This is a genomic window from Pseudoroseomonas cervicalis ATCC 49957 (assembly GCF_000164635.1).
Lineage (GTDB): Bacteria > Pseudomonadota > Alphaproteobacteria > Acetobacterales > Acetobacteraceae > Pseudoroseomonas > Pseudoroseomonas cervicalis.
The window spans coordinates 940,209-945,217 of the sequence record NZ_GG770778.1; the positions used below are offsets into that span (position 1 = coordinate 940,209).

The 5,009-nt window shown below is 72.4% G+C and carries 7 protein-coding genes; 4 read left to right on the forward strand and 3 right to left on the reverse strand.

The annotated features are described in order from the left end of the window. A partial coding sequence (locus HMPREF0731_RS11210; protein WP_007004238.1) for a DUF1178 family protein occupies positions 1-272 on the forward strand: 272 nt, incomplete at its 5' end. 2 nt (positions 273-274) lie between these two features. Here HMPREF0731_RS11210 and HMPREF0731_RS11215 read toward each other — a convergent pair. After that, on the reverse strand, positions 275-724 hold the full coding sequence (locus HMPREF0731_RS11215; RefSeq protein ID WP_007004239.1) for a VOC family protein: 450 nt from the start codon (positions 722-724) through the stop codon (positions 275-277). 70 nt (positions 725-794) lie between these two features. Next, complete coding sequence (locus HMPREF0731_RS11220) at positions 795-1,265, reverse strand: MarR family winged helix-turn-helix transcriptional regulator (RefSeq protein WP_007004240.1); 471 nt, start codon at positions 1,263-1,265, stop codon at positions 795-797. A 130-nt stretch (positions 1,266-1,395) separates the two neighbouring features. On the opposite strand from HMPREF0731_RS11220, the gene HMPREF0731_RS11225 reads away from it, so the two are divergent. Further along, positions 1,396-1,818, forward strand: coding sequence for an organic hydroperoxide resistance protein (locus HMPREF0731_RS11225; RefSeq protein ID WP_007004241.1), 423 nt, complete (start codon positions 1,396-1,398; stop codon positions 1,816-1,818). Positions 1,819-1,859: 41 nt separating this feature from the next. Here the strand turns inward: HMPREF0731_RS11225 and ubiG are convergent, their stop codons facing one another. Then, on the reverse strand, positions 1,860-2,588 hold the full coding sequence (ubiG, locus tag HMPREF0731_RS11230) for a bifunctional 2-polyprenyl-6-hydroxyphenol methylase/3-demethylubiquinol 3-O-methyltransferase UbiG (RefSeq protein WP_007004242.1): 729 nt from the start codon (positions 2,586-2,588) through the stop codon (positions 1,860-1,862). A gap of 133 nt (positions 2,589-2,721) precedes the next feature. Between ubiG and HMPREF0731_RS11235 the strand changes: the two genes are divergently transcribed. Together HMPREF0731_RS11235 and HMPREF0731_RS11240 are read left to right on the forward strand one after the other, a co-directional pair. Continuing rightward, positions 2,722-3,942, forward strand: a complete 1,221-nt coding sequence (locus tag HMPREF0731_RS11235) for an aspartate kinase (protein WP_007004243.1) — start codon at positions 2,722-2,724, stop codon at positions 3,940-3,942. Between the two features lie 2 nt (positions 3,943-3,944). Continuing rightward, entirely contained in the window at positions 3,945-4,991 is a 1,047-nt protein-coding gene (locus tag HMPREF0731_RS11240; protein WP_007004244.1) for an NAD(P)H-dependent flavin oxidoreductase, read from the forward strand. The last annotated feature ends 18 nt before the right edge of the window (positions 4,992-5,009 follow it).

Consider the following 5,009-nt stretch of genomic DNA (forward strand, 5'->3'; position numbering starts at 1 on the left):
CGCCGCTTCCAGGCCCGCCCGCCGCGCCGCAGGCCGCCGCCGGCCCGATGCCGGCGCAGCTGATGGCGCTGCTGCAGCGCATGCGGGCCGAGGTGGAGAAGAACTGCGATTATGTCGGCGAGGATTTCGCCGAGGAGGCGCGGCGCATGCACCGCGGCGAGAGCGAGCGCCGTGGCATCTATGGCGAGACCAGCGATGCCGAGGCCGAGGCGCTGAGCGAGGAGGGCATCGACATCGCCCGCCTGCCCTGGGTGCCGCGCTCCGACGGCTGAGGCTAGGCCGCGCCCCCGGCCGCCACGGGGGCGGCGAAGCGCACCCGGCCCTCGGCATCGATCGGCCAGTCCGGGTTCCAGGCGATCTCCCAGGCATGGCCGTCCGGGTCGGCGACATAGCCGCGCAGGCCGCCATGCGGCGGCGCCTCGGCGGCGCGCAGCAGCATGCCGCCACTGGCCGCCAGCCGTTCCAGCAGCGGCTGCACCTCGGCCGGGGTGCTGACATTGTGCGCCAGGCTGAAGCCCGAGGAGGTGGCGGGCAAGGTGCGGCGCAGATCCTCTTCCAGCGCCTCCCGCCGCCACAGGCCGAGCACGAAGCCGTTCATCTGGTAGAAGGCGATCTCCGGCGCCTCGAAGACCGGTTGCCAGCCGAAGCCCTCGGCATAGAAGCGCCGGGCGCGCGCCGGATCGGCGACGCCCAGGGTGATGACCGCCACGCTCTGCTGCGCCACGCTCCGCGCTCCCTTGCCCAGTGCGGAGAGGCTAGCATCGCCACGCCCTGGCCACGGGGTCACGAGGCGTTCAGCCGGCTGGCCTGTCCGGCGCGGGCCCGGCCGCCTGCCGCAGCCGGGGCGCCAGGGCGCGCAGCGTGTCGCGCAGCCGGGCCAGTTCCTCGACCGGCAGGCCGGCGGCGCAGGCCATGCTGGCCGGGAAGGCTGCCGCCACCGGCCGCAGCGCCTCGGCCTTCGGCGTCAGCCCGATGCGGACGATGCGGGCATCCCGCGCGTCGCGCCGGCGCGTCACCCAGCCCGCCGCCTCCATGCGCTTGAGCAGCGGGGTCAGCGTGCCGCTGTCGAGGAACAGCCGCTCCCCCAGTTCGCGCACCGAGCGGTCATCGCCCTCCCAGAGCTGCAGCAGCACCAGGTATTGCGGGTAGGTCAGCCCGTGCGGCTCCAGCAGCGGGCGGTAGGCCTGGCCGAAGGCGTGCGCCGCCGCGTAGACGGCGAAGCAGAGCTGGTCCTCAAGCGGCAGCGGGGCGGCGGTGTCGGTCAAAGAGAGGCTCCTGTCTGCCGCGAATATATGGCGCACAATGGGATTGACAACGAATCGCGGGCAATTAGATTGTCCGCAATCGAAAGCCGCGACAGCGGCCGGCCCCGAGACCGCAGAGGAGAACCGAGCCATGAAGATCCTGTACCGCACCCGCGCCACCGCCACCGGCGGCCGCGACGGCGCCGCCCGCAGCGAGGACGGGCTGCTCGATGTCCGCCTGGCCGCGCCCAAGGAGCTGGGCGGCGCCGGCGGCGCCACCAACCCGGAGCAGCTCTTCGCCGCCGGCTACTCGGCCTGCTTCATCGGCGCGATGAAGTTCGTGGCCGGGCAGCAGAAGCTGGCCCTGCCGGCCGATGTCTCGGTCACCGCCGAGGTCGGCATCGGCCCGCGCGACGATGGCGAGGGCTTCGGGCTGGAGGTGGTGCTGGCCATCGCCCTGCCGGGCATGGAGCAGGCGGCGGCGGAGGCGCTGGTCGAGCGCGCCCACCGCGTCTGCCCCTACAGCCACGCCACGCGCGGCAATATCAGCGTGGCCAGCCAGGTCACCGTCTGACGGGGAACGGGGAGGGCGGGGGAGGGGTCTTCCCCGCCGCCTCAGTCGCGCCGCGCCGCGACGATGTAGTTGATCCCGACATCGCGGCTCTCCCGCCACCGCCGCCCGCCCAGGCTGGCGCTCATGCCGGCGATGTCGGTGACGCGCAGCCCGGCGCGGCGCGCCTCCGCCCCCAGCTCGGCCGGGGTGACGAACATCCGCCAGTCATGCGTCCCGCGCGGCAGCAGCCGCGCCACATACTCGGCGCCCAGCTTGGCGAACAGGAAGGAACGCGGCGTGCGGTTCAGGGTGGAGAGGAACACCATCCCCCCCGGCCGCACCACCGCCGCCAGCGCCGCCAGGAAGGCCGCGCGGTCGCTGACATGCTCGATCACCTCGAGCGAGACCACGGCGTCGTAGCGGCGGCCCTCGGCGGCCAGCGCCTCCGGCGTCGCCTGGCGGTAGTCGATGGAGAGGCCCGACTGCGCCGCATGGGCGCGCGCCGCCGCCAGCGCCCCCGGCGCCGCGTCGATCCCGGTGACGCGGGCGCCGAGCCGCGCCAGCCCCTCGCTGGCCAGCCCGGCGCCGCAGCCGACATCGAGGATTTCCAGGCCCGAGAGGTCCTCGCCCGGCCGGCCATGGGCGGCGGCCAGGCGGCGGGCGATCCAGCCGCAGCGCAGCGGGTTCATCCGGTGCAGCGGCGCCATCGGCCCGGCGGGGTCCCACCAGCCCCCGGCCAGGGCGTCGAACTTGGCGATCTCGCCCGGCAGGGCGGTGGTCTCGGCGGTCATGGCGCGAACTCCCGGCAATCGGCGCGTGCGTTCGCGGTTGCGGCCCCGCGCGCTCGCCGTTATCTGTCCCAGCCCCGCGCCGGCCGCAACCGTGGCCGGTCTTATTCTCGGACCCCGATCCTTCAGAGCCCGCATGGCACGCATCGTGATGAAGTTCGGCGGCACCTCCGTCGCCGACCTGGACCGTATCCGCAACGTCGCCAACCGGGTCAAACGGGAAGTCGATGCGGGCAATGAGGTGGCGGTGGTGGTCTCCGCCATGTCCGGTGTCACCAACCAGCTGGTGAAGTGGTGCCAGGAGCTTTCGCCCCTGCACGACGCCCGGGAATACGATACCGTCGTCGCCACCGGCGAGCAGGTGACGATCGGCCTGCTGGCCATCGCGCTGCAGACCATCGGCGTCGATGCCCGCTCCTGGCAGGGCTGGCAGGTGCCGATCCTGACCGATGGCGCGCATGGCAAGGCGCGGGTCGAGGAGATCAAGGGCGAGGCGCTGATCGCGCGCATGCAGGCCGGCCAGGTGCCGGTGGTGGCGGGCTTCCAGGGCATCGGCCCGGACAACCGCGTCACCACGCTGGGCCGTGGCGGCTCCGACCTCTCGGCGGTGGCGATCGCGGCGGCGGTGAAGGCGGATCGCTGCGACATCTACACGGATGTCGATGGCATCTACACCACCGACCCGCGCATCGTGCCGCGCGCGCGCAAGCTGCCGGCGGTGGCCTATGAGGAGATGCTGGAACTGGCCTCGGTCGGCGCCAAGGTGCTGCAGACGCGGTCGGTGGAACTGGCGATGAAGCAGCGGGTCCGGGTGCAGGTGCTGTCCTCCTTCGAGGACAAGCCGGGCTCGATGGTCGTGGATGAGGATGAGATCGTGGAACAGCCGCTGGTGACGGGCGTCGCCTATTCCCGCGACGAGGCGAAGGTGACGCTGCGCCGGGTGCCGGACAAGCCCGGCATCGCGGCCGAGGTGTTCGGCCCGCTCTCGGCCGCCAATGTCAATGTCGACATGATCGTCCAGAACCTGGGCGCCGACGGCACCACCGACATGACCTTCACCGTCGGCAAGACCGACCTGCCGCGCGCCCGCGACGTGCTGGAGAAGGCCCGCCCGACCATCGGCTTCGAGACGGTGATCGCCGATCCGGAGGTCGCCAAGATCTCCATCGTCGGCATCGGCATGCGCAGCCATGCCGGCGTCGCCGCCACCATGTTCAAGACGCTGGCGGAGAAGGGCATCAACATCCAGGTGATCTCTACCTCCGAGATCAAGACCTCGGTGCTGGTCGGCGCCGAATACACCGAGCTGGCGGTGCGCGCCCTGCACAGCGCCTACGGGCTGGACGCGGAAGGCTGAGCATGGACGCGCAGACTGACCTGACGACGGCGCCGGGCGCCGACGCGATCGACGCGCTGATGGCGCGGGGTGCCGCCTTCCTGGGCACCCGCCACGCCATCCTGGGCGGCGCCATGAGCTGGGTCAGCGAGCGCAACCTGGTGGCCGCCCTGTCCAATGCCGGCGCCTTCGGCGTCATCGCCTGCGGCGCGATGATGCCGGACCGCCTGGCCGAGGAGATTGCCGCGACCCAGGCGCTGACGGACAAGCCGTTCGGCGTGAACCTGATCACCATGCACCCGAACCTGCTGGAGCTGGTGCAGGTCTGCCTGGATGCGAAGGTCGGCCATATCGTCTTCGCCGGCGGCATCCCGCCCGGGCCCGCCATCAAGGCGGCCAAGGAGGGCGGCGCCAAGGTGATCTGCTTCGCGCCCGCCCTGGCGCTGGCCAAGAAGCTGGTGCGCTCCGGCGCCGACGCGCTGGTGATCGAGGGCTCCGAGGCCGGCGGCCATATCGGCCCGGTCAGCCTGACCGTGCTGGCGCAGGAGATCCTGCCGCATATCCGCGACGTGCCCGTTTTCGTCGCCGGCGGCATCGGCCGGGGCGAGGCCATTCTTTCGTATCTGGAGATGGGCGCGGCCGGCGTGCAGCTCGGCACCCGCTTCGTCTGCGCGACCGAATGCGTGGCGCACCCGAACTTCAAGCGCGCCTTCCTGCGCGGCGCCGCGCGCGACGCGCTGCCCACCGTGCAGCTGGACGAGAACTTCCCGGTGATCCCGGTGCGCGCCCTGCAGAATGAGGGCACCAAGCGCTTCCTGGAGCACCAGGCCGCCGTCATCGCCCGCTTCAAGGCGGGCGAGGTGACCAAGGAGGCCGGCCAGCTCGAGATCGAGCATTTCTGGGCCGGGGCGCTGCGCCGCGCCGTGGTCGATGGCGATGTCGAGCAGGGCAGCCTGATGGCCGGCCAGAGCGTCGGCCTGGTGACGAAGGAGCAGCCGGCGGCCGAGATCATCGCCGAGCTGCTCGACCAGGCGCGCGCCGCCCTGCTGGCCCGCCGCGCGGGCGTCTGACCCGGGGCCTGGCGGCGG

Bases quoted from the DNA above. Each gene is read 5' to 3' on its own strand.
- HMPREF0731_RS11225 (WP_007004241.1), top strand. From the start codon at position 1,396: ATGAAGATCCTGTACCGCACCCGCGCCACCGCCACCGGCGGCCGCGAC.
- ubiG (WP_007004242.1), bottom strand. From the start codon at position 2,588: ATGACCGCCGAGACCACCGCCCTGCCGGGCGAGATCGCCAAGTTCGAC.
- HMPREF0731_RS11235 (WP_007004243.1), top strand. From the start codon at position 2,722: ATGGCACGCATCGTGATGAAGTTCGGCGGCACCTCCGTCGCCGACCTG.
- HMPREF0731_RS11240 (WP_007004244.1), top strand. From the start codon at position 3,945: ATGGACGCGCAGACTGACCTGACGACGGCGCCGGGCGCCGACGCGATC.